Source organism: Paenibacillus sp. FSL R5-0914 (genome assembly GCF_038004525.1).
Lineage (GTDB): Bacteria > Bacillota > Bacilli > Paenibacillales > Paenibacillaceae > Paenibacillus_AQ.
On sequence record NZ_JBBORH010000002.1, the window covers coordinates 1203049 to 1224830 of the forward strand.

22 protein-coding genes are annotated in these 21782 nt (G+C 41.7%); 3 read left to right on the forward strand and 19 right to left on the reverse strand.

Annotated features, from left to right (window positions below; genetic code table 11):
- Positions 1-249: 249 nt before the first annotated feature.
- The 9 genes from MKX60_RS21370 to MKX60_RS21410 all read right to left on the reverse strand — a co-directional run bounded on the left by MKX60_RS21370 (position 250) and on the right by MKX60_RS21410 (position 7078).
- Positions 250-474, reverse strand: coding sequence for a DUF896 domain-containing protein (locus MKX60_RS21370; RefSeq protein WP_076283643.1), 225 nt, complete (start codon positions 472-474; stop codon positions 250-252).
- A 62-nt stretch (positions 475-536) separates the two neighbouring features.
- Positions 537-953: a MarR family winged helix-turn-helix transcriptional regulator gene (locus MKX60_RS21375; protein ID WP_256716235.1), complete on the reverse strand. Its 417-nt coding sequence runs from the start codon at positions 951-953 to the stop codon at positions 537-539.
- Between the two features lie 146 nt (positions 954-1099).
- Positions 1100-2197, reverse strand: coding sequence for a HAMP domain-containing sensor histidine kinase (locus MKX60_RS21380; protein WP_076283642.1), 1098 nt, complete (start codon positions 2195-2197; stop codon positions 1100-1102).
- 83 nt (positions 2198-2280) lie between these two features.
- Complete coding sequence (locus MKX60_RS21385; protein ID WP_341060918.1) at positions 2281-2919, reverse strand: ABC-2 transporter permease; 639 nt, start codon at positions 2917-2919, stop codon at positions 2281-2283.
- A 17-nt stretch (positions 2920-2936) separates the two neighbouring features.
- A complete protein-coding gene (locus MKX60_RS21390) occupies positions 2937-3572 on the reverse strand; it encodes an ABC-2 transporter permease (protein ID WP_341060920.1) in 636 nt (211 codons plus the stop codon).
- Positions 3565-4434 (reverse strand): ABC transporter ATP-binding protein, encoded by an 870-nt coding sequence (locus MKX60_RS21395; protein ID WP_341060921.1) that lies wholly within the window; start codon positions 4432-4434, stop codon positions 3565-3567. Before MKX60_RS21395 ends, MKX60_RS21390 begins: the two co-directional genes overlap by 8 nt.
- On the reverse strand, positions 4431-4811 hold the full coding sequence (locus MKX60_RS21400) for a GntR family transcriptional regulator (RefSeq protein ID WP_042188506.1): 381 nt from the start codon (positions 4809-4811) through the stop codon (positions 4431-4433). The genes MKX60_RS21395 and MKX60_RS21400 overlap by 4 nt, the downstream gene beginning before the upstream one ends.
- A gap of 160 nt (positions 4812-4971) precedes the next feature.
- Positions 4972-5649: a succinylglutamate desuccinylase/aspartoacylase domain-containing protein gene (locus tag MKX60_RS21405; RefSeq protein ID WP_341055675.1), complete on the reverse strand. Its 678-nt coding sequence runs from the start codon at positions 5647-5649 to the stop codon at positions 4972-4974.
- A gap of 130 nt (positions 5650-5779) precedes the next feature.
- Complete coding sequence (locus MKX60_RS21410) at positions 5780-7078, reverse strand: alpha-glucosidase/alpha-galactosidase (RefSeq protein WP_341060923.1); 1299 nt, start codon at positions 7076-7078, stop codon at positions 5780-5782.
- A gap of 254 nt (positions 7079-7332) precedes the next feature.
- Here MKX60_RS21410 and MKX60_RS21415 point away from each other — a divergent pair, with 254 nt between their 5' ends.
- A complete protein-coding gene (locus MKX60_RS21415) occupies positions 7333-8196 on the forward strand; it encodes an AraC family transcriptional regulator (protein ID WP_076283637.1) in 864 nt (287 codons plus the stop codon).
- An 11-nt stretch (positions 8197-8207) separates the two neighbouring features.
- Here the strand turns inward: MKX60_RS21415 and MKX60_RS21420 are convergent, their stop codons facing one another.
- Complete coding sequence (locus tag MKX60_RS21420) at positions 8208-8732, reverse strand: GrpB family protein (protein ID WP_076283636.1); 525 nt, start codon at positions 8730-8732, stop codon at positions 8208-8210.
- The gene (locus MKX60_RS21425; protein ID WP_076283635.1) at positions 8729-9952 is read right to left on the reverse strand and encodes an MFS transporter; all 1224 of its coding nucleotides are present in this window, start codon (positions 9950-9952) and stop codon (positions 8729-8731) included. Before MKX60_RS21425 ends, MKX60_RS21420 begins: the two co-directional genes overlap by 4 nt.
- Positions 9953-10128: 176 nt before the next feature.
- Here MKX60_RS21425 and MKX60_RS21430 point away from each other — a divergent pair, with 176 nt between their 5' ends.
- Both MKX60_RS21430 and MKX60_RS21435 read left to right on the forward strand, forming a co-directional pair.
- Complete coding sequence (locus MKX60_RS21430; protein ID WP_341060925.1) at positions 10129-10908, forward strand: GNAT family N-acetyltransferase; 780 nt, start codon at positions 10129-10131, stop codon at positions 10906-10908.
- Positions 10909-10932: 24 nt separating this feature from the next.
- Positions 10933-11247, forward strand: a complete 315-nt coding sequence (locus MKX60_RS21435; RefSeq protein WP_341060926.1) for a DUF4190 domain-containing protein — start codon at positions 10933-10935, stop codon at positions 11245-11247.
- A gap of 76 nt (positions 11248-11323) precedes the next feature.
- Here the strand turns inward: MKX60_RS21435 and MKX60_RS21440 are convergent, their stop codons facing one another.
- From MKX60_RS21440 to MKX60_RS21475, 8 genes are all read right to left on the reverse strand, one after another.
- Positions 11324-12508, reverse strand: coding sequence for a response regulator (locus tag MKX60_RS21440; protein WP_076283632.1), 1185 nt, complete (start codon positions 12506-12508; stop codon positions 11324-11326).
- A complete protein-coding gene (locus tag MKX60_RS21445) occupies positions 12489-14270 on the reverse strand; it encodes a cache domain-containing sensor histidine kinase (RefSeq protein ID WP_341060928.1) in 1782 nt (593 codons plus the stop codon). Before MKX60_RS21445 ends, MKX60_RS21440 begins: the two co-directional genes overlap by 20 nt.
- Before the next feature lie 77 nt (positions 14271-14347).
- Positions 14348-15172, reverse strand: coding sequence for a carbohydrate ABC transporter permease (locus tag MKX60_RS21450; RefSeq protein WP_042188564.1), 825 nt, complete (start codon positions 15170-15172; stop codon positions 14348-14350).
- Between the two features lie 17 nt (positions 15173-15189).
- Positions 15190-16083: a carbohydrate ABC transporter permease gene (locus MKX60_RS21455; RefSeq protein ID WP_042188566.1), complete on the reverse strand. Its 894-nt coding sequence runs from the start codon at positions 16081-16083 to the stop codon at positions 15190-15192.
- A 76-nt stretch (positions 16084-16159) separates the two neighbouring features.
- On the reverse strand, positions 16160-17533 hold the full coding sequence (locus MKX60_RS21460) for an extracellular solute-binding protein (protein ID WP_341060929.1): 1374 nt from the start codon (positions 17531-17533) through the stop codon (positions 16160-16162).
- 191 nt (positions 17534-17724) lie between these two features.
- Positions 17725-18915 (reverse strand): Ger(x)C family spore germination protein, encoded by a 1191-nt coding sequence (locus tag MKX60_RS21465; protein WP_076298695.1) that lies wholly within the window; start codon positions 18913-18915, stop codon positions 17725-17727.
- Positions 18908-20011 carry a GerAB/ArcD/ProY family transporter gene (locus tag MKX60_RS21470; protein ID WP_076283628.1) on the reverse strand — a complete coding sequence of 368 codons (1104 nt, stop codon included), beginning with the start codon at positions 20009-20011 and terminating at the stop codon, positions 18908-18910. The genes MKX60_RS21465 and MKX60_RS21470 overlap by 8 nt, the downstream gene beginning before the upstream one ends.
- A 36-nt stretch (positions 20012-20047) precedes the next feature.
- Positions 20048-21715 carry a spore germination protein gene (locus MKX60_RS21475; RefSeq protein ID WP_076283627.1) on the reverse strand — a complete coding sequence of 556 codons (1668 nt, stop codon included), beginning with the start codon at positions 21713-21715 and terminating at the stop codon, positions 20048-20050.
- Between the last annotated feature and the right edge of the window lie 67 nt (positions 21716-21782).

Sequence of the window (21782 nt, forward strand, 5' to 3'; positions counted from 1 at the left end):
CTTCTCTTCTGTCCATTTCATTCTAACAATCCAGTCTTAGATCCTGTGAAACACAAGTTTAAGTGAACCTTAACTTTCAGCATCAGCTAACAAAATCAAATTAAGCTTCCGTTAAGATAACTTTTATAAATATGATTCCACTTTCGTCCATTTGATATCATAAAAAAACACCTTTAGATATTCGCTGATTAGCCCATAAGACCATTCAACGATATTCTAAAGGTGTAAATTCACTTCATTAGCTGAATATTAGTTCAAAGTTTCTTTACGCGATAAACGAATTTTTTCAGGCGTAACATCATTTCCCTCAGGATCTACAATCGTTACTCCCGATAGACTGTTACGAACTTGTCCACGAATTTCACGTAGATAATCTTCACGCAAAGCGATCTGTTCCACCCATTCACTTTTTGTCAGACCTTCTTCACGTTCTTTCCTGGCTAGTTCATTAATACGAGTCAAACTGTTAATCATCTATGTTCCTCTTTTCTAAGTTTTGATTAGCTTGCTAATGGATGTGGTGAGTAATGCCAGATTCAAGATAAATTATCCGCCATCTGTTTCATAAGCCTTCTTAATAATAAACGTTCTTCGGGTAAAATTCCTGTTAATAATTTATCCAGTTGCTTATTCCATATACGTTCCACAGGTTCACAAAGATTACGTCCGGCTGGAGTTAGATACACTCGGCTTACTCTGCCATCTTCAGGATCTCTTTTTCGAACAACAAACCCATGACTCTCAAGTGATTTCACCATATTCGTAATAGTTGGAGGCTCACAATTCAGACTTTCGCTTAACTGGATCTGTGTCATTCCATCTGATCTCCATAACCGGCATAATAACTGTTCTTGGCCCACATGAAGATTAAATTCTCTAAGCAATGCTGCATAATCTCTACGCATTTCCGCTGAAATTCTATCCAGTAGTTCTCTTATCTCATTTTCAATCACAGCTTGTTCCCCCGAACCACCTTACAAATTAATTAGCATGCTAATTATATCATATTTTTAAGAGGATTTCAAAGGTGGACGATTTTTAGATATCACCCACCAACGAATCCTCTTTAGGTTGGTACTTCATCGTATAGAAATGGTCTTCAATTACTGTTTCTCGGGAGTCTCACTTCAAAGATTGTCCGCACCACACCGCTTTGCGCAGATACGGTTCCATTATGCTGCTCTACTATATTTTTAGTAATAAACAAGCCAAGTCCCGTACTTCCTGTTGGATGTGTTCGTGCACGATCACCCGTGTAAAACATATCAAAAATTCGTGGCAGCTCTTCCGGCTCAATACAATTTCCATAGTTAATTACTTCAACGACTACCTCGTTAGCGTCTAAGTAACCGTGAATATCAATAAATTGACCATCGTTTCCGTATCGGGCCGCATTCGTAAGAAGGTTCTCAAATACACGTGCTAACAATTCCCCGTCACCGTAAATCATCAGAGGTTGTGTCATATCCAATTTGGAGGTTAGGCCATTTTTCTCAAAGACTGGATATAATTCTTCATTTAATTGTAAGAGAAGCTCACTGAGATCAATCGAGGATTTCTCAAGCTTAAGCTTGCCGTAATTCATTCTTGTAATTTCAAACAGCTCATCAATCAATTTTTCTAAACGTTGAGATTTAGTATAAGCAATCGTCGTGTAATGCCTGGTCTGTTCAGGGGTTAATTGATTGTCTTTCAAAATAAAATCCAAATAGCCGATAACCGACGTTAGGGGTGTACGCAAATCATGCGCTAGGTTCAACACGAGTTGATCTTTACTGCTCTCGGCAATGTCTCCCCGCTCAATGGCTTCTTGCATATTCTCAATGGCTAGATTGAGATCATGACCAATCATCCCAAATTCATCTTTGGAGGGTATATCTACTCGTTCGGAGAAATCACCTGACGCTAGTTGATGAATCCCCTTTGATATTTCTTTGAAGTATTTTGCATACGGCTTAGTGAATAAGAAGAAAAATAGAATGGCTAGTGGTATAAAGATAATTAAAAATGTATTCACATCTCCAATATCTCTTATTACATAGCGAACTTTGGTTAGTGGATTCTCAAACTTCACCTCAGAGTGATAATATCGCTGGAGCGCCTTATAGATTAAAAAGGTTATCCCACCGGATACTAGCATACTGGCCATCAGCAGCATAATCATTTTTGTACGAAAACTATAAATCATTTTAGGCATTGGATGTATACCCTTCCCCTACAGTATTTATCTTTGTAGTGATAATGGTATATGAATTCAATCTAAATCTCAAATTATTAACATCAGAGATCCTTCTTCTCAAAAATCCGCAAAGAAATGAGATAAGAACAGCTGAGTAAAAACACGTAAGCGAGTCCTAGTATGATATAAGGAATAAAGCTAGACTTCACGCCAAAGCTCTGCCAGTTCTCTAGGTTAGGAAACCATTGAAGCAAACTACCAATCACATTCGGACCAACCATTATAATCATCATAAAAACGAGATTAACCACTTGCGTTCCTTTAGCCCCTAACCAGTAATGAATCGGTAAATAAAGCATAGCGAGGAGTGGGAATATAGATATCACAATACCAACCTCTTGCCAAAAATGAGAGGTTACCTCTTTACCTGTCATAATAATCAAGAGATAGGTAAAAGCAGTTGCTGCCAGCCCAACAAGCGCATACGGTAGGATTGAGAAGTATTTGGCACGGACAAGCTCTTGTCTCCGCACAGGGAGATTAACTAGAAACCGTTGCGTCATCTGCTGAGTATCCATAGAACAGGAGCTTATCAACAACAGCATGGGTGGCATTACCGTAAATAAACTGAAGCTATGATAGTTCGAGTAAGCTATAAAAATAAAGAAAGGGATGAGCAGCATCAGAAATTTACGCAAAAGAATGAAGTCTTTTTGAATAAGATAAAATGAATGATACACTATAAGTCCTCCTTAGCTTATAACTCTTCCCTGCTAAACAATCGTAGTGAAATCTTATATGAGAAGTACAAGATGAATAGATAAACGATCCCTATCAAACCTGTCTGCACCAGATGATCTTGCAGCTTTAAATGGGTTATTTTTGAGAAAATTAATGAATTGGTGAGTGAAGATCCAGCATTTATGGTGGTTATCGTTATAACTACATTAAAAAAGATATTGAAGTAATAGTTTTTGTATCCTAGCCAATAATGAATCGGCAGATAAATAGACGCAGTCACAGGAATCATAAGTAACGTTAAAGATACCCCTATCCAATACACCGGGCTAATGGAATATCCAAATGAAAAGGAAATTAGAAACAAAGCAAAAGAGCAAACCAAACCAATGAAACTATAAGGAATCAGTGATAAGTATTTAGCCAAGACAATCTCTTGCCGACTTACTGGCAGTCCTATAACAAACTTTGTGTTGTTATTCTGTGCATCCATCGAACAGGAGTATACGAGCAATAGTAAAGATTGAAAGGTAGCAAACATACTGGAGCTATCCAATTGTACATATGCAACAAACAAAATACTCAAGAGAAATAAAGGAATAAAATTCCGCAGGAGAATAATGTCTTTACGAATCAACAGCAAGAGATTAAACATACAAAGCGTTTCCCTTTACCGTAAAATACATAATTTCTTCCAGAGTAGGTGTCTCGCATATGGCATGATCTCTAAAGAATCGTTCGCCCTCAGAGCGATTGTTCAGAAGACCCTCGAAACCAACTTCCGTCTCTCTAAGCCCGATGAACCATTTTCGCACATCCCGATCAAGCAACTCCTTGTTGCCTTTTACCAGCATATATTTATTAGGTAGAGATTCTTTCATCTCATTAAAAACTAGCCGCCCCTCATTCACAAAAACAATATAATCTGCTATCCGGTCCAAATCAGTCGTGTTATGTGTGGAAAAAAGAATAGATTTCTTCTCATCCTGGATATGCTCACTAAGCAGATCAAGCAGTTCTCTTCGGAATATGGGATCAAGACCTGCAGTAGGTTCGTCCATGATGAGCAGATCTGCACCGTGTGATAAAGCAATGGCGAGCGAATACTTCATTTTCATCCCTTTAGAGAGTTCTTTAATCTTTTTCCGCGGGGAAAGCTTAAACATCTCTATGTATTTCCTATAAGTCTCTTTATCCCACTGACTATAAAAGGGAGCAATCATCTTGCTCATCTGATCGATGGTTAATTGATCATAAAAGTAGTTCTCATCGGAAACATACCCAATTCGCTCTTTGTACTTTGCATTCTTTATGGACGTTTCTTTGCCAAAAATCTCGATACTTCCTTGGTCGGGTTGTACCATACCCATCATCATTTTAATTAAAGTTGTTTTCCCTGCCCCATTGGGTCCTATTAACCCCGTTATATACCCTTCCTTGATACCGAACGTAAGTTCGCATAGGCTAAAATGGCCATATTTTTTAGATATTTGATTCAATTGAATGACATCGTTCATTCTGTCTCCTCCTCATACAGCAATTTCAACATCTCACTGAACTCAGCAAAATCAATCCCTAACATTTTACTCTCGTCAATAATTTCCTTCATCTTGTTCTCCATGATCCGTAGCCGTTGCTCACGAATAAACTCCTGATCTGCACCAGAAACAAAGGAGCCTTTTCCCACAATGGAATTAATAAGGCCTTCTCTCTCCAGTTCTTCGTAAGCTCGTTTTGTTGTAATTACGCTAATCTGCAGCTCTTTGGCTAACAGTCGAATAGAAGGTAAAGGCGTACCTGAGACTAACTCTCCTTGTAGGATCATCTGGCGGATCTGACTTACAATCTGTGCATAGATGGGTTCACCGGAAGTGTTGGATATCAATATGTTCATGAACTCGTGCCCTCACTCCTAGTTTATGTGTATTCAATGTATATATGTAATATATACACTATACTCATTGTTGTCAATGATCTTTCAAATCCACACAAAACAAGCCGATTCCTATGAACTCAGGGTCAGCTTGCTTGGCATTCAGCATATATAATCATCATCACATCAATCCAGCACTTCTTAAAAAGCGACTAACAATGTCCATCTGATAGCGAATACGAAGGTCACGGTCAAGACTCCAGCAGGTTTCCACAGTAAATGCCTTCGCTCCTATGATACGGGAGACGGCTGCACGTGACGAGCCGGGGCGCTCTCGTAAACGGATATTAAAATGATAAGAAGTATTAGCGATTGTACGATTAATGTCTTTTAAGATACGTCTTGCCGTAACTGTACCTTGACTCCCCGGTTTAATGATAATAGACTGACCGAGTCGTTTCGGATTTCTTTGAGATAAACCGTTCGCTTCATGGAGATCAAGGTACCAGGTGGGACGATAAAGCCGTACTAATTGAAGCAAGGCTATGGATAACGGATGTTTAGCAGATCCATTCCGAGTACGTGGGAACGTTCGGTTCAAATCCGGCACGCCACGAATTCGTTTGCGATAAGCTCTTTGATTCATAAGAGGAACAATAATAAGTGTACCTCGGTAAATATATAGTTCTCCTTGTCTTAAGCGATACACGAGGTTTTGAGCAGCACGTATGCTTCCCGTTTCATTCCCGTGTATGCCGGACACCACCATAAACACAGGACCAGGGAGCCCACCTCTGATCACATAATAAGGGGTGGCATGGGATGTGGACGATGCTAAGGTATAGTTCTCAATGATCATCATGCTTCACCTCCGCATTTAGGTGTCCATATATTTGTATTCCGTAGGACCCCAGTTGTCCTAGACAGATAAGCAAAAAAAGCCTGATTTCTCAGGCTTTAGAATTATAAAATTGTAACAATATGAAATTTTATTTATACGCGGGCAACCAGTCTCCATGGGTCGTGATCAGCTCATCACACATATTCGTAATGTCATCCATCGACAGTTCGGCGGCAGTGTGCGGATCGAGCATAGCTGCGTGATAAATATGCTCTCTCTTATGAGTAATCGCTGCTTCGATTGTTAACAATTGTGTATTAATGTTCGTACGATTCAGTGCGGCACACTGCGGAGGCAGATCTCCCACGAAGGTTGGAGTAACGCCACTGCGGTCTACAAGGCATGGAACTTCTACACATGCTTCTTTCGGAAGATTGGTGATAAGACCTGTATTCATAACATTACCACCAATTTTGAAAGGTACATTCGTTTCGATGGCTTCCATAATGTAGGACGCATATTCATGCGAACGTTCATGTACAAGCTCTTTATTATTTACTAATTCTTCACGCATTTGCTGCCACCGTTCAATTTGTTCTACACAGCGGCGTGGGTACTCGTCGAGTGGAATTTGAAACCGTTCGATGAGCTCAGGATAATTACGCTTGATAAAATAAGGATGATACTCTGCGTTATGTTCTGAAGACTCCGTAATATAATAACCAAATTTAAGCATCATTTCATAACGAACCATATCCCCGTGATGTTCTTTCTGCTTATCGGCAGCACGGCGTTTGATTTCCGGATATAAGTCCTCTCCGTCCTTCGTAACCTCGAGTAGCCAAGCCATATGGTTAATCCCTGCAATCTTAGCCTGTACACCCGTCTGATCCATTCCCAGATGCTCGAATAAGCCTGGAATACAATGCTGTACGCTATGACATAATCCAACGGTATTCACACCACCATAAGTGTTCATCACATTGGTCAATACTGCCATTGGATTCGTATAATTCATGAACAGAGCATCTGGACAAACCTCTCTCACATCTGCCGCAAAATCAAGCATGACAGGAATCGTGCGTAAGTTGCGGAAAACACCACCGATACCAACCGTGTCCGCAATCGTTTGACGCAAGCCATATTTCTTCGGAATTTCAAAGTCTGTAATGGTACAAGGATCGTAACCCCCGACCTGAATCGCATTAATCACATATTTAGCTCCGCGCAAAGCTTCCTTACGATCCGTATAGGATTTCACGATACAAGTACTGCCACTACTTGCTTTTATATTACTCAGCATATTCTCGGAATCTTTCAGGCGCTGAAGATCAATATCATATAGGGCAAGCTCAAAGCCTTGAAGGGCTGGAGTTCTCATGCAATCTCCTAAAACATTCTTTGCAAATACAGTACTACCCGCTCCGATAAATGTAATTTTGGACATATGAAATATTCCTCCTTAAGTAGTGAGTTCTACGGTCTCGACATCGCTAGCCACTCAGAAAACCTCAATGAATTCCCCTTATAAACACTAGAATGTCAGAGGATATCCGTCTCTCTCTTCACTATTCACTATAAATGAGAGCGGTCTCAATGAGTATGGAGAAATACAATTCATATATGGATGTTTGTTGCATTTTAGTGATATGTCCTATAATCTAATTGTAATTCAAATCATGTATAGGAGGTCAGAAGCAAATGGCTTCAGAGCATTATCATTTCTCAGCAGGGCTTAATCTTGCTCCAGATGAACCCGACCTGACTGTATTGTTCAGCGGTGAAGGCAAACCGGTTCCTGGACATAAAATGGGGCCATCCGTTCACGATTACTACCTTATACATACCGTAATAGATGGAAAAGGCATATTTCAGAGTGGAAGTAACTCACAGGTATGTGGTACAGGAGATACCTTTGTTATTTTCCCAGGGGTATTATTCAGCTATCAGGCAGACATGGAACAGCCTTGGACTTATGTATGGGTGGCCTTGCAAGGGGAAGCCGTTCAACAGCTATTTAAAGAAGTGGGGATTACACCGGACAAGCCGTTAATACACTTAGATAACCTTGTAGAGATACATAACTTGTATGAGCATATTCGTTTTTCCTTTCAGCAGTCTGCTTATCCAAGGTTGGAAAGTTTGGAGGCTTCTGGGTGGCTGCGCCTTCTGGTGCACAAATTCGGTCTTGCGAACATAAGTTCGCTCACCCCTAAATCCGCACAATTACCGGATGTTATCGACCGCCAGATCAATCAAGCGATCCGCTGGATCTCTCTCCAATTTCATCAACAGATCAGTATCGACCACATGGCATCCTCTCTTGGTTATCATAGGGCACACCTCTCTAAGGCCTTTAAGCAAAAGATCGGAATGTCACCCAAGCAATATTTGTTAAAGGTTCGCATGGATAAAGCAAAGGAACTGCTTGGAGGAACGCTCACCATCGACCAGGTATCCTCTTCCGTCGGTTTCAATGATGCGTTATATTTCTCCAAGCAGTTCCGTAAGTGGAGCGGTATGTCCCCCAGTGAATATCGAAGCCATCTTCGATCTGGCATATGATTGCTTATGGGTTATTTCATGGCTTTTGATAAAATCGAGGTGACAAACGCTGTCTTTCCTTCACAGTAAGCATCCATATCGTAGCGATGTTGTTCCGCCAAATGCTGTTTGACTTCTGCATATGCTTGACGTGCTTCCGCATTTGAACGGAGATAGTCTCTAAAAGCGATATGCTCCAAATACCCTTTTCCATCCTTAGGGCATACATACAGATGATATTTCATGAATTCGTCCGCTTGACGTCTTTTGAAGGCTTCCCTGCCCTCGATTCCCAAGTTCCCTTGATGTTCATAACCATGCTGTTGTAAACGTTCTATGATTTGTGGGAGTACATCGTAGCTATCCATTACAAGATCAAGATCTATGATGGGTTTAGCAGCGAGTCCTTCAATGGAAGTACTCCCCACATGCTCTATCGTAATAATGAGGTCGCCAACATAAGATAACAACTGTTCTTTTATTCTATCGAATTCTACCTTCCACTCTGGATCATAAGGGACAACTTCTACGACTTTCGTCTTCTGAGCGATGCTCATGCACCTCCTGCGTTGAATGTCTTCTTCTCAATTCCTCTATAGACTATCCATATGCATATAGCGGCCACAATTAGCATTCCACCCATCAGACAGACGCCATTCCAGCCCCAATGCTGCCATGCAAAGCTTCCAAGTGTTGATCCAATAGCTCCACCTGTAAAAGTGCTAACCATAAACACCGTATTTATTCGGCTGCGCGCCGCCGGCTCAAGTGCATAGATTCGTGTTTGGTTACTAACCTGTGACCCTTGTACTCCAAGATCCAAGATAATAACACCGGCAATCAGGCTCCAAATTGTAAATCCAGCTAAACCGAAGAATCCATAAGCAATCAATGTCAGCAATAGTAGTATACCTACTATCTTTTTCGGTGCGATCCTATCAGCTAACCTCCCGATAAATGGAGCGCCCGCAGCACCTGCTACACCGATCAACCCAAACAAGCCTGTGATAGAGCTACTATAGTGGTAAGGTTCACCTTCTAGAAAGAAAGCCAGTGAAGTCCAGAACACGCTGAAGCCACCAAACATACAAGCACCAATCAATGATGCTTCACGAAGCGTCGAATATCTGCGAATCAAATTCCCCATTGATTTCAGTAGATCTGAATAGGATGAATTATTTTCTGGTTTCGTCTTTGGAATTAGTTGGTATAAGATAAGGGATAACAATAGCATTATAGCTGCGGCAATCCAGTACATGGCTCTCCAGCCGAACATATCTCCTATAATTCCGGATATTGTTCTTGCCAGCAAAATACCAAAAAATAGCCCGCTCATTACGGTTCCAATAACCTTACCTCTTTCTTCTGGCAAAGCGAGCTCCGCCGAGAGAGGAATGATGACCTGCGGCACGACCGTAGTAATGCCAATAGCAAAACTGGCGATATACATCCAAATAAGGTTCTGAGCTGTAGCGAAACCAACAAGTGATAGTGATACAGCAATAAGAAGTCCGGATATTAGTGTTCTTCGTTCACGGATGTCGCCCAACGGAACAAAGAATAACATCCCAAGCGCATAACCGATCTGAGTAAGCATCGATACATATCCTACTGCGTTAGAGGATGCATGGAATGTTCGTCCTATATCAGCCAAAAGGGGCTGATTGTAATACATATTTGCAACGCTTAATCCTGATGCAATGGCTAAAATAAGTATGAATTGCTTAGTTAGGCCTCCTCCTACACGAACTGCAGCGGGTGTGATAGATTGTGTCATGAAATTCTGTGCCTCCGATTACGTATGCTGCATCAAACAGCAAGCTTTATTTTCCTAATACATTATAACAGTCACTGTCAAGCTGACGTATTTCTGCGATATAATAATTATCCTAAATATAATGATCTGCATAAGTGCAATTTATATTGAAATATATTGAGCGGGGAGTAAATAACATGCACCAGAATGACCGAATTATGACCAGATTGCGCAAAGAACCGTTAAAGAATGTCAGTTTATTAAAAATGCTAACCTCATTCCATGAAGTCATGGAGTCTCATCTTGTGGAGCAAGGAAATCAATGGGGTGTTTTATTGCTTCTTCCTGCTTCAGCGTACGCATATGATCATAGAGTATATCCTCAAGCGGATTACATCGTATTTATGGATTACAGCAGCCCAGATGTATTTCCGGCTCTGTTTCAATTGTTGCCTCCGCAAGCAAAAATTGTTTTTAAACTGCAAGACGTGAACTATAAAAAGGCATTATCATCACATTTTTCAATGGAGAAAGTCCGGGGGTTCTACTCATACAGTACAGCTGAGGGACAAATCTTTCCGAAGGACGAAGATGTTGTTATCAGTCATGTGGTTGACGACAGATTAATTCCGCTGTGGGCCGCTAATCATTACACGAAAGACGAAATAGAAGACTATTTTCAAAACGGGGCTTTTTCCGTGTCAATTTTCCTAGACGACAATCCGGTCAGTACCTGCTTAGCGTTCCGTAATGAAGAAACCATCTGGGAAATCGGCGCTGTACATACTTTAGAATCCTCTCAAAGAAACGGGTATGCGAAAAAGGTGGTCCAAACCGCCATACAAGAAACGTTAGAACGAGGGTTTATTCCACGCTATCATGTGCTTGAAACAAATCAAGCTTCCATCAGACTAGCTGAATCTATTGGACTCATTCCTTGTGTACAGCTTGAACACTGGATTAACTACATCCAATAACACGCTTGATAGGAGGTGATTTGAATGAGTTATGGGCCGAACGAGAATCAAAACTATTATCCTCCCCCGCCCCCACCAACACCGCTGAATGGCAAGTCAATTGCTGGTTTCGTTTTAGGAGTACTTTCCATAATTGTTCCTTATATCGGATTTTTGTTAGGGATTGTAGCGGTTATTCTGTCTGCCTTATCCCTTAAAGAAATACGGATTCGGTATGAGCAAGGAAGAGGCTTAGCTATTGCGGGTCTGGTATGCGGGATTGTCGGCACTCTACTTTACGCCATAATCATTTTATTTTTCGTTATTTTTATATACGCTGCTTCTAGTTACCCATACTGATCTACACACAAAAAAAGATCTCTATAGCCACCCTAATGGCTGCAGAGATCCTTTTTCCTTTCCTATGAACAAAAATTCAGTAGGTTCCATTGTTAAGCTGCTGACGATACTCCGTCGGAGTTACTAGGAACCGCTTGCGGAACATCTGTGTAAAATGTCGCATGTCCTGATATCCAATACGTTCGGCGATTTCTGCCACCTTAAGCTTCGAGTTCACTAGCAGCAACTTGGCTTGCTCCAATCGTAAGGATGTCACGTATTCTTTATAGCCTTGACCCGTCTTCTGTTTAAATAATTGACTGAAGTAGACCGGATTCAGAAATACAACGGAAGCAATCTTTTCCAAAGTAAGGTCTTCGAAATAGTGTTCTTTTACATATTGCAATGCGATGTCGATGGCTTTTTCGCCACTACCTTTCGCTGGCGTTAAATCCAATACTTGCGAATTCACTGCCTCTCTTAAGCTCGTTACGATCTGAGGGACAGTATTTATATCGTAGCTAAGTCCGGAATGGATCATTTGGAAAGGTGTTTTTAAATATTGCTTCAAATAGGTCCGCCCATCTTCCAGAAAAGATTCTAATCGTGCTTCTTCTCTTAAGGTGATTAATCCCAGAAGACTCTGGCGGTCATAGCTGACCACAAAACCGCTCCCGTCACGCTCTATCAGTTCAGTTAACACATTTTCTACAATAAAATGTTCTATCCGAATGTTTTTATCACCCGCCTCCATTTGAAGCAAAATCAAATAGAAACATTGATGGTCTTCTATTAATTGGCTGATGTCTAAATTACCGAGATTAAAACCAGAAGCGAGCCTTTGAAATACACCTTCTCTTAAATATTTCAGACTTGACCTTAATCGGTCTTCATCTTTAATAAGCTTATGATCCTGCTCTATTTCTAGCGATAAGTTACTAATAATCTCAAGTAGCTTGCTTTTACCGATCGGCTTAAGTAGATAATCTCTCGCTCCAAGACGAACTGCCTCCTGCGCGTAGGCAAACTCACTGTGTGCAGAGATGACCACCCATTTGACATAAGGATACCGCCGCTTAGAAATCCTCATGAACTCTAGACCATTCATACCGGGCATAAGAATATCTGTTAAGACGATATGGATGGACTGTTCCTCCATAATCTTGACAGCTTCTTCTGTCGACGCAGCAACATGTACACAATAATCTGGATAGATACTTCTTATAGTGCGCTTAATGCCTTCTCGGATCACCCGTTCATCATCAGCTATGAGAATGTTCACGACTATGCTCTCCTTCCTGCGGAATCGGCAGCATAATAGCAACCACGGTTCCTTCTCCAGGTAAGCTTCGAATCACAAGACCATAGGATTCTCCGAACATATGCTGGAGCCGCCGATGCAGATTTTGAAGACCGATCCCCATTTTTCCATTTTCTTTCGTTGTAGGTCGATCCAAGGATTCCACCAGCGCATTCAGCTTCTCTGCATCCATACCTTTGCCATTATCTTGAACGACGATATTCAGCAATCCAGCTTCTTCAAGTATACTCACCTTCAAAATACCTTGACGATCGAGCGATTCCAAGCCATGTTTTACAGCATTTTCAATGACCGGTTGTACAGTCATCTTGGGAAGGCGAACCTCAAGCCATCGTTCATCTATATTTATCTCAATCCGTAGACGACCTTCCAGCCGGATAGAAATAATATTTAGATAGTGCCCGATTTGTTCCAGTTCTTCTCGTAGCGTGACTTCTACGTCAACTTCCCAATAACTGCTGTACCGGAACATCGAAGATAGCGAGAGAACAAGTTCACCCAGTTGCTCATTCCCTTCCTCATCCAGCATCCAATAAATCATATCCAGAGTATTGTATAGAAAATGTGGGTTCACTTGAGATTGTAAGGCATGAAGCTCAGCATTCTTCTCACTGACGGAAGAAAGTTTTACCCGCTCGATTAGTTCTTCGATCCGGCGAACCATCCGATTAAACGAAGCAACAAGAATATTAATCTCTTGATAAGATGAAACATTCACCATTCCCCGAAAATTACCGATCTCCACTTGCTTCATCTCTCGAATCACCTTTTTAAGCGGCAAAGAAATCGTTCGTGAAACAATAGAAGCTATCAAAGTAGAGACGAGAACAAGAATCGAAAATACAATGAACAGATAACGTTTCATCTCTACCAGCTCTACATTTAAATCGCGATTAGGTGTGATACTAAGCACCCACCAACCAGAGAAGGACAGTTTAGAAGCGACAAGCAGACGATTGGCTGTCTGTTCGACCACAACATTCTGGGAGTTCTGTAAAGACGGGAGCTGAGTTAAATCAGGTTCCTGATCTTCGGCAGAGGATACGAATCGTCCATCCTGCGACATTAAATACACCTGGCTATGCTCACCCAGCTTCACATTATCCAGCGCATCCAGAACAGGCTTCGGATTCGTCTCGTACAGAACAATGCCAATCGGTTTGTGTTCATTGAGATCGTAAATCTGACGGCCGAAGGCAAACACAGGACTATCCTCCACTTGATCGATAAGAGAATGTTCATAGACGCCGAGCCAGACCATTTTACCGGAGGAAGCTTGCAGCTGATGGTACCAATCTTCCTTCATATATTCGGGATCAACCACATTCATATAGTTTCCGTAATTATAGATCTTACCTTTATCTGTAATGACATGAATACCTACGAGATCATCCCGAGAATAAAATATAGCTCCTAAAATATTGGTAATCGTCTGTTCATTGATGTAAGCTACCGCGGGCTCTGTGCTTGTCTCATTAATCAAACGTATCAATTCAAAGTTATTGCTGAGTGATTTAGAGAGACTATCATACCCTTTGTACAGTAAGCTGAATAGATCCGCTGTCTGAGCGACATTCTTCTGCGACAAATCACTTATTTTCTCATGAAACTGTACGGTTGTCCGGTTGTAATAGAGCAGACTCACAATTAATAGAATGCTAGACATGCAAAAAAGAAACAGCAAAAACAATCGATGGTGGATGGAATGAAAGCTGTTTCTCAAAAAGGCTTCCCTCCTCAAACTCATCTGTCCTGCTGCTTCTTCATTATAATTCCATTATTGTAATTTGCAATATAGATTTATCCTTTTACTGCGCCCGCCACCATTCCTTTTGTAATCTGATTGGATAAGAAGAAATAGATTAAAATGACGGGTAACGCACCCATCACTAGAAATGCACCGATATTCCCATAGTTTACAGAATACTGACTAACGAATGTGTACACGCCAAAGGGTAAGGTCTTCAATTTCTCGGAGGAAATGAAGGTGGCCGCTAAGATATACTCATTCCAAATGTTGATGAACGTTAGAATACACACAGTCATTACCGGTGGTACAGATACAGGAAGAATGATCGTGCGGAAGATCCGATATACGCTCGCCCCATCAATAAAGGCTGATTCTTCGATTTCATGCGGAATGCTCTTCATAAAGCCACTTAATATGAACACCGCTATAGGGGTTGAAAAAGCAACATAAGGCAATATGAGCGATAAGTGTGTATTCAGAATATGCATATTTTTGAAAATGATCATCAGCGGAAGCAAGGTAGCCTGCATGGGAATCATCATCCCCATTAAGAAGATCGTCATGACCAAGTTGCCGTAACGCCAACGGAACCGTGAGATCGCGTAAGCTACCATCGAGCTAAGCAGGATGACAAAGATCATTGTTACACCGGTAACCACTACACTGTTAGATAAATACTTTAGATAGCTACCTGACTTATAAGCCTCGCTATAGTTATGCCACTGAAATACTTTAGGAAATGAGAAAAAACTTCCTCCCAAAATCTCTTCATTGGTCTTCAAGGAATAGAGCATTAGCCATAGAAGAGGATATAGCTGGGTAACGACAGGAATCGCAAAGAGAAGATACACGAGTCCTTTCTTGACATTCCGCATGATCGCGCACTCCTTTGCTAACTGAATTTTTTCTCAAGCTTATTAAAGATAGTATTAATGCTAGCAGTAAACACAAGGCACAGTATGACCAAGAACGAAGCGATAGCACTACCATATCCATATTTAAAGGATAAGAAAGAACTGTTGTACATATGTGTGGAAATAACATCTGTAGCATGAGCGGGTCCACCGGCTGTCATGACCATAACGAGATCAAAAGCCTGCAAAGATCCTATAAAAGCGAGTACGATAGATATTTTAAAGATTGGAATAATCAGCGGAAAAGTAATATATCGATCGGCTTTGAATCCGTCAGCCCCATCAATCTTTGCCGCTTCATACAGCTCATCCGGGATATTCTGAACACCGGTATATTGAATCAGCAAATGGTAGCCAAAATATTGCCAAAGAGATACTGCATAAAGCGCAAACATCGCAATTTTAGGTTCTGTGATCCAATTGTGAGTCCAGCTATCCAGCCCAAGAGAGATCAGGACGCCATTCAACATCCCGCCCATGGAGACAGGGTCATAGATCGTTTTCCAGAGCTGACCAATGATAACCACCGACAAAATAACCGGCGTAAAGTAAATAGAAACTAAAGTGTTTCCTTTTCTCACGTACCGATTTAGAAGGATAGCCATCAACAAACAAAATGGAATTTCCACCATGGAAGCCACAGCATAGAGTAACGTTCTCTTTACAGATGGCCAAAACACTGGATCATGAAAAAACATCTCTTTGAAATTAGCAAGTCCAGCAAATGTTTTCGTAGTCGTAATTCCGTCCCATTGCAGCAATCCTGTATAAAAGGATACTAGGATAGGAGCAAACACCAAGCACACATACAAAAGCAGGCAAGGTAACACGAAGACGGCGATTGTGCGCGCTGGAACCTTTAGTACCTTCATTATTTCCGCCCCCTAGAATGTAAACACGATGCGAAGAAGCGTTTAAGCACCCTCGCATCGCGTTTTCAAAACCTTCTTATTTATTAGCTTCAAATGCGGTTTGATGTTCTTTAGCTACTTGAGCGGAATCCACTTTTTGAACAAAAAGATTTTGGATACTGCTTAGATGGACTTGTGCCGTAGCTGGGTTCATGGTGTTGTCAAAGGCCAAGTCGCCACCTTTAACCTGATTGAACAATCCTGAAATGTTGATCGCCAGATCAGAATATCCTGCGCCTTTCAGGTCTCCATCTACTTTTTGACCAATCCCTACAGCATTTTTAAGTTCAAATTGTTTTTTAGGAAGATTCAGTGTAAAGAAATTCAAGAAATCTTTCGTTTCTTGTAAATGCTCACTGTTCGCAGAAATCGCAAAGGCGCTACCTGGTGCGAGCATGAATTCATTTGGATCCCCTTTACCATTAACGCTTGGGAATTGGAAGGCTCCTGCTTTACCAGCGACTGAGGAAGCGTCAATTGCACCTGTTTCCCATGAACCGATAACCCACATAGCAGCTTTACCGGATTTGAAGATATTACCACCTGCATTAGCATCGATGGAAGTTGCTCCATCTGGGAATGCACCTGCTTGCACGAGGTCTTGGAAACGATCTACAGCTTCTACGAAAGCAGGATCTTCAAATGTTTTTTTGCCATCAAGTACGTCTTGAAGGAAACCAGGTCCTCCATTGGTGCGAAGCAGGATATTCATGAACAAGAATGAACCCGTCCAGGAATCTTTTTCACCGATCGCGATTGGCGTAATGCCTTTTGCTTTCAAGGTTTTTACATCTTGGAGTAATTCATCGAATGTTTTAGGAGTGTCTGCGATGCCCGCTTGCTCGAAGAGTTCTTTATTATAGTAGACTACCTCGATGTTATTACCATCTGGCAGCGCATAAACATTACCATCGAAGCTGTAGTAATCAAGTAGACCGGATTGATAAGTGTCTTTCAGTCCATTTTGATCCAGCATGTCATTCAGAGGAGCAAACAGCTTAGCATCAACGAAAGGTTTCATTTGTGCAGCCGGGTTAACAATCGTAATATCAGGAATTTCTTTGGAAGCGGCTTGTGTTTTCAATTTGACCTTTTGCTGGTCCGTATTTAAAGTATCCAGTTCGATGTGAATGTTAGGGTTTTCTTTTTCATATTGGTCAACTAATTCATGAAGCATCTTATAAGAAGGTGTTGCTGGATCCGGGTAGATATTTTGAAAAGTAATCGTGACCTTCTTACCGCTTTCGGTTTTTGTAGTTCCGGCATCTGGAGCATTCGTAGCTGTATTCCCTTTCGACTCTGTAGCGCCTTTACTCTCGTTGTTGTTTGAATTTCCACACGCTGCCATACTTAAAACCAAAGCTGCTGATAACGCAATTGCTGAAGTTGCCTTCATTTTTTTGCTGACCATTGTTTGACGCCCCCTATTTTCGTTATAGGCTTATTATTGTACTGTTAAGCGCTTTCAACAAGGTGTCAAATTTAAGATATATGGTTTGTTTTTTCTAGAAAAATACAATATATGTCCGAACATAACGAAACACCCGCTAATTGGGGTGCTTCGATTAAAAATAATTTTCGATATTCTGTCTGGAAATTCGTTCAATCAGATGTTGTACCAAAATCGGTAATCTTAAGCTTTAGATCAAAGGTCACTGGAATCCGAGTAAATTCCTCGTCCCAATGATCCTTAATCTGTTTCCAGACATGAGGCCTTTCAATGCTAAACCAATCTCCGAATCCTGCTACATCCACTTTGTAAGTGGATTGCATTTTGTTGATAAGAGCATTGATTTGTTGGGTTAATTTTTCTTCGAATATCTTCTCTAGTTCTTTGAAATAATCAACTTCCGAGGAATGCGCATCAACATCCCAATTCTCAATTAGGCGTCCAGTGGACTCAATTGCAACATGAAATGATATCTTCTTATCATCGGTCTCTTTCAGCGTAATCTTACTCTTAACGGATTTAATCTCATAAGTAATCGACTCGTTCGACTGATCATATGCTTTGAGACTCCCTCCTCTTATATCCCCCTTGATCCAGGCAATACTCTCCACGTCATTTTGGTCGAGATTTCCGATCCAATGTCCTGTATCTCCCTTGATTATACCGGCTCCGGAAAATTTGATCTCACCATGTGCCTCTATAACGTTCTGCAACACAAAGCTTTGCTTGGAGTACATAAGCGCATCTAGATTCGATAGCGTTATGCCCTTCATAACTTTACTGGTTCTGAAATTGTTACGGACCATCTCCACCAGCCGGAAGGAAGGAATCTCCTCCTCAGTCGTCATAAGCGAATCGGACGCGAGCCCCTGGCTAAGAAATATGAGACAACTGGGACGGATATCGTTATCTCGGAGTACAAAATCCATTAACTGTCTGATCTTCGCCTTTTGCACTAGATCCTCTGATATGACGATAACCTTAAGGTGATGGCCTATAATCGGACGGTTCTTGCGAATGGAAAACTGACGGAATATTTCAAGCAGAGAATCCCCTGTTTCTGAAATATTGTAAAAATGGGTTTTGGTTTTTTCGCCTTCTTTACCGGAGTTCCCGATTGTTCTTTCAGGCACAATTTGTACGGTTGCCGTAAGTTTATTATGCTTTGGGTAGCTCCCTCCACGCTCCTCAAATTCCCGTTCGAGCGTTCTAGGTTCCCCCTTATCAAGCGCCAATCCCGTAATAACACTCAGGTCTTCAATCTCTTTACTGCTCCAACAACCAGGCTGCGTAAGCAGAATCATGAATATTATTAGTAAGTGTATTACCCTCTGTCTAAACATTCTGCTTGAGTCCTTTCTTCCTGATCAGTAATACGATCGACAATAACAGTGGCAACAACATAAAAATCAGCACACCCATATAGCCAATCGATTCACCAAGACTGAAGACATCGTTGATGCGTTGAGGAATCATCGTGCAGATGAAAATTACAGGCATTAAGGCGAACATAACCGGATGGATCTTCAGATTAAACACTTGCGAAATTCCAAGTGACGCATTAAAGAAAAAACTGCAAAAATTGCAGAACATCTGCATCAGCCATATGACTAACAAAGGAAATTCAAATCGTTCAAAAAAGAATCCTGAAATTTCCAAGCTTCGTACCAAATCTATCGTAGGCCAGGTACTGGTGATTACAGAATTGATGGACAGACCTCCAATAACCATCACAACAGTTACCAAATACAGTACCAACGGGATACAGAATCCGACCATCATCCCTTTAACCGCTTCCTGCGGATGCTCCATAAAGGCCGTCATGATCATAACAACCTCACATCCAGTAAAGATCAGGATGCCCGACTTCATCCCCCGAATGACCGGCATCAGGCCTTCACTCATAAAAGGGCGTAAATGATGAATATCAAATATTCTGGAGCTTAAGATAAAACAAATAATCAGAATAAAGATACTGATCGGAAACACAATTTGAAACACACGGGCAATGGAATTAATCCCCCCATACACCAAATAGGTGCCTACCCAGATGAACGGCATCACAATCGCCCAAATTGGAGTCCCTTCCAGAAGAAAGAACAACGTTACTTCCGCCAGTACTCGGATTTCGAAGCCCGCAATCACAATAAAGTACAGAATCAACAAAGAACTCAGTACACCACCTGGAAGATTTCCAACAATTTTTTTAGAATACTGAAAGACAGTTTTACCTGGAAATTGCTGGCTAAGCTTCACCATAACCATTATCACTATAAACACGACAATACCACCCAGCACCACAGAAACCCAGGCATCAGGAGTCTGTACAGCCTTGACAAGATCTCTTGGCAAGGTCAAAATTCCGGCACCCAGCATTGAATTGGTCAATACTATGGCAGCTTGCGAGGTTGTGATCTTGTCATCCGTACGTTTGAACACTGTAGTCTCCCCCCTGCTCCTGCAAGAATACATTCTCTAGGATTTGCGATTTTTCTTCTGGGTCTTCAGCATCTCCGGTCTTCGCTTCATAATGGATAAGGGTGCACGGATAAATAAATCCTTCCAGTCACTTACCCGAAAGGGCGAGATAGGTGTGATGTAAGGCACCCCGAAGCTTGAAAGGCGAGTCAGATGACTGCAAATCAGCAGGAAGAACAGGATGGTTCCGTACATGCCCAGGACCGCTGCAAATAACATGCCTGCGAATCGTAAGATCCGGAGGGTAATGCCGGCACTGTACATCGGTATGGAAAACGAAGAGATCGCTGTCACTGCAACGACAATTACTAGAAATGGACTTACAATACCGGCCTGTACCGCGGCATCTCCAATGATCAGACCTCCGACAATTCCCATTGCCGGACCTATGGGCTTCGGCAGACGAATTCCAGCTTCACGTAAGATTTCAATGGAAATCTCCAGAATCAGTACTTCAATTAAAGCAGGAAAGGGTACACCTTGGCGTGCTTCAATTATGGAAATGGCCAGCTGAGTAGGAATTAGTCCCGGATGAAAGGAGATAAAGGAAATATAAAGCGCAGGGGCTAACAGAGCCAGAAATGATGCGCAAAACCGTAACACCCTTAAAAGGGTACCTGGAAACCAGCGCTCATAGTAATCCTCGGGAGACTGTAAAAGCATACTGAACGTCACTGGAACAATGAGTGCAAACGGTGTGCCGTCCAGCAAAATTGCAATTCTCCCCTCTAATAAAGAGGCAATCACTCGATCGGGTCTTTCCGTATTCTGTGTTTGCTGAAACGGACTTAAATAATCATCCTCGATTAACTGCTCCACATAGCCAGATTCCAGAATGAAATCCATATCAATTTTGGAGATCCGTTCATTCACTTCCTGTAGCAGATCAGGATTTACAATGTTTTTCATATAAGCGATAACTAGACTCTTCTTGATTTCGCTACCCACTTCAACCATTTTCATTTCCAGATTCATATTAAGACCTTGGCGCCGTAGCATAGAGGTATTCTCACTGAGCACTTCGGTAAAGCCAATCCGGGGTCCCCGCAGTAAAGCTTCCGAGGTTGGCTCAGTTATTGCGCGCACTGCTCCATGTGGAAAGCCCACCAGAAGCATCTCACGCATGCCTTCGACAATCAGTGCAGTGTATCCAAACAGGACAGACTCCTGCAGATGGTCCAAATCTCTAGCATCACTAAGCTGGGCCAGCGGGAGCATAGTCTGTTTCATATAGGTGTATATTCCTTCCGAAGCTTGCATTTCACCGGCAAACATCAGATTTTGCAACACCTGTTGATTGATTAGCTCTTCATCCTGCATGCCCTCCACATAGACCAATGCGGCACGTGCCTGAATACCTTTGACTGAAAATTCACGAAAATGCACATCACTATTCCCCCCCAAGGCCGTTCTTATCGCCGCTAGGTCGGCATCATAATCTTGCGTAAACACTGTAGACGCACCCTGCTGCTGTTTTACTCCCTCATTGTCTGCCTTCTTATGTTCCTCCTGAGAGTCAGCTCCTGACTCCTTGGAACGTCCGCTTCCAACATAAAAATACAAATGCTTGTAAAGGTAATATAACCCTATGGGAAAGAGCAGCGTGATGGCTGCCTGCATAAAAACTGTCCAATCTGGAATATAAGAGACTATTTTAGACCACATCGTTATCATCCTTTAATAGGAATCTTCTAGATACTATTCTCTGCCTGCCCTGTTTTTATACAACTTA

Bases quoted from the DNA above. Each gene is read 5' to 3' on its own strand.
- MKX60_RS21370 (WP_076283643.1), bottom strand. From the start codon at position 474: ATGATTAACAGTTTGACTCGTATTAATGAACTAGCCAGGAAAGAACGT.
- MKX60_RS21380 (WP_076283642.1), bottom strand. From the start codon at position 2,197: ATGCCTAAAATGATTTATAGTTTTCGTACAAAAATGATTATGCTGCTG.
- MKX60_RS21390 (WP_341060920.1), bottom strand. From the start codon at position 3,572: ATGTTTAATCTCTTGCTGTTGATTCGTAAAGACATTATTCTCCTGCGG.
- MKX60_RS21395 (WP_341060921.1), bottom strand. From the start codon at position 4,434: ATGAACGATGTCATTCAATTGAATCAAATATCTAAAAAATATGGCCAT.
- MKX60_RS21400 (WP_042188506.1), bottom strand. From the start codon at position 4,811: ATGAACATATTGATATCCAACACTTCCGGTGAACCCATCTATGCACAG.
- MKX60_RS21405 (WP_341055675.1), bottom strand. From the start codon at position 5,649: ATGATCATTGAGAACTATACCTTAGCATCGTCCACATCCCATGCCACC.
- MKX60_RS21410 (WP_341060923.1), bottom strand. From the start codon at position 7,078: ATGTCCAAAATTACATTTATCGGAGCGGGTAGTACTGTATTTGCAAAG.
- MKX60_RS21415 (WP_076283637.1), top strand. From the start codon at position 7,333: ATGGCTTCAGAGCATTATCATTTCTCAGCAGGGCTTAATCTTGCTCCA.
- MKX60_RS21420 (WP_076283636.1), bottom strand. From the start codon at position 8,732: ATGAGCATCGCTCAGAAGACGAAAGTCGTAGAAGTTGTCCCTTATGAT.
- MKX60_RS21425 (WP_076283635.1), bottom strand. From the start codon at position 9,952: ATGACACAATCTATCACACCCGCTGCAGTTCGTGTAGGAGGAGGCCTA.
- MKX60_RS21430 (WP_341060925.1), top strand. From the start codon at position 10,129: ATGCACCAGAATGACCGAATTATGACCAGATTGCGCAAAGAACCGTTA.
- MKX60_RS21435 (WP_341060926.1), top strand. From the start codon at position 10,933: ATGAGTTATGGGCCGAACGAGAATCAAAACTATTATCCTCCCCCGCCC.
- MKX60_RS21450 (WP_042188564.1), bottom strand. From the start codon at position 15,172: ATGCGGAATGTCAAGAAAGGACTCGTGTATCTTCTCTTTGCGATTCCT.
- MKX60_RS21455 (WP_042188566.1), bottom strand. From the start codon at position 16,083: ATGAAGGTACTAAAGGTTCCAGCGCGCACAATCGCCGTCTTCGTGTTA.
- MKX60_RS21460 (WP_341060929.1), bottom strand. From the start codon at position 17,533: ATGGTCAGCAAAAAAATGAAGGCAACTTCAGCAATTGCGTTATCAGCA.
- MKX60_RS21465 (WP_076298695.1), bottom strand. From the start codon at position 18,915: ATGTTTAGACAGAGGGTAATACACTTACTAATAATATTCATGATTCTG.
- MKX60_RS21475 (WP_076283627.1), bottom strand. From the start codon at position 21,715: ATGTGGTCTAAAATAGTCTCTTATATTCCAGATTGGACAGTTTTTATG.